This window comes from Rhizobium mesosinicum (assembly GCF_019511345.1).
Classification (GTDB): Bacteria; Pseudomonadota; Alphaproteobacteria; order Rhizobiales; family Rhizobiaceae; genus Rhizobium; species Rhizobium mesosinicum.
Window position 1 is genome coordinate 1 of sequence record NZ_JAEUAK010000027.1, and the last position, 1,705, is coordinate 1,705.

A 1,705-nucleotide genomic window follows, 5' to 3' on the forward strand; every position below is an offset into this window, starting at 1 on the left:
GGTTGGGGTTGAGGAGTGGAAGGGGCTGGTTGCGAGGGCATCTGATCTTTCTGCGGATACACCGCAGGAGCGAATTGATCATCCATCCCACCAAAATTCGTCTCTGAGAATGATGGTAGCGGAGGGGGGATTTGCCCCCCCGACAGTCGCCATCGCCTTCTACCGCGCCCTCGTCCAAAGCGGCGAAACCCGCCCCGTCGAAGCACTGATCGAAGCCCTGCAGGCGGAAGGCCTGCGCCCGCTGCCGGTTTTCGCCTACAGCCTCAAGGACCCCGTCTCCAAAGGTATCCTTCAAACCACCTTCGCCGATCTCAAGCCGGATGTCGTCATCAACACAACGGGATTTGCCGTCTCCGCTCCCGGCGCCGATCGTGAGCCCACCGTGCTGGAGGCCAATGACGCCGTCGTGCTGCAGGCAATCTTTTCCGCCTCGTCGCGGGAGGCATGGGCTGCTTCCCCGCAAGGGCTCTCGGCCCGCGATCTCGGCATGAATGTCGCACTGCCGGAGGTGGATGGCCGCGTGTTGTCGCGTGCTGTCTCCTTCAAGGCTGCTGCCCGCTACGATGCCGTGGTCGAGACCAATATCGTTTCCAGCGAGCCTGATGCCGGGCGCATGGCATATGTGGCCGCCCTTGCCGCCAAATGGGCGCGGTTGCGGCGGAGGAATGCAGCGGAGCGGCGTATCGCGCTCGTCATTGCGAATTATCCGAACCGTGACGGGCGACTTGGCAATGGCGTCGGTCTCGATACGCCGGCCGGGACGATCGAGGTGATGCGGGCGATGGCGGCGGCCGGCTATCCTGTCGCCGATATTCCCGCTGATGGCGATCAGCTGATGCGGCATCTGATGGAAGGACCGACCAATTCCGGTTTCGATGGCAAGGTGGTGCGCGAGACGCTTTCCTTGAGTCGATACAAGCACTTCTTTGCGTCTCTTCCCACTCAGATTCAGGATGAGGTGACGGCCCGCTGGGGTGGTCCCGAGGCCGATCCCTATATGCGCGAGGGCAGCTTCGCGCTGCCCTTTGCCCGGTTCGGTGGCTTGCTCGTCGGTATCCAGCCGGCGCGGGGCTACAATATCGATCCCAAGGAAAGCTATCATTCGCCCGATCTCGTGCCGCCGCACGGCTATTTCGCTTTCTATGCTTTCCTGCGCGAAGAGTTCGGCGCCGATGCGGTGATTCACATGGGTAAGCACGGCAATCTCGAATGGTTGCCGGGCAAGGCATTGGCGCTATCGGAAGCCTGCTATCCGGAAGCGATCCTCGGGCCATTGCCGCATCTCTATCCCTTCATCGTCAACGATCCGGGTGAGGGCACGCAGGCCAAGCGCCGCACCGGCGCCGTCATCATCGATCATCTGACGCCGCCGCTGACGCGAGCCGAGAGCTACGGGCCGCTCAAGCACCTGGAGGCGCTGGTCGATGAATATTACGAGGCGTCGGGTGGCGATCCCAGGCGTATCCGATTGCTTTCCCGGCAGATCCTCGAGCTTGTTTCCGATATCGGGCTGGACCGGGATGCGGGGATTGCCAAGGGCGAGAGCGAAGGTGAGGCATTGAAGAAGCTCGATGCCTATCTCTGCGATCTCAAGGAAATGCAGATCCGGGATGGGCTGCATGTGTTTGGGGTGTCGCCGGAAGGGCGATTGCTGACGGATCTCACCGTGGCGCTGGCTCGCGTGCCACGTGGGCTGGGTGAGGGC

General features: G+C 62.3%; 1 protein-coding gene. It reads left to right on the plus strand.

Going from position 1 to position 1,705, the window contains the following annotated elements; genetic code table 11:
- On the plus strand, nt 1-1,705 hold a 1,705-nt coding region (locus JNB85_RS30415), incomplete at both ends, for a cobaltochelatase subunit CobN (protein WP_223216657.1).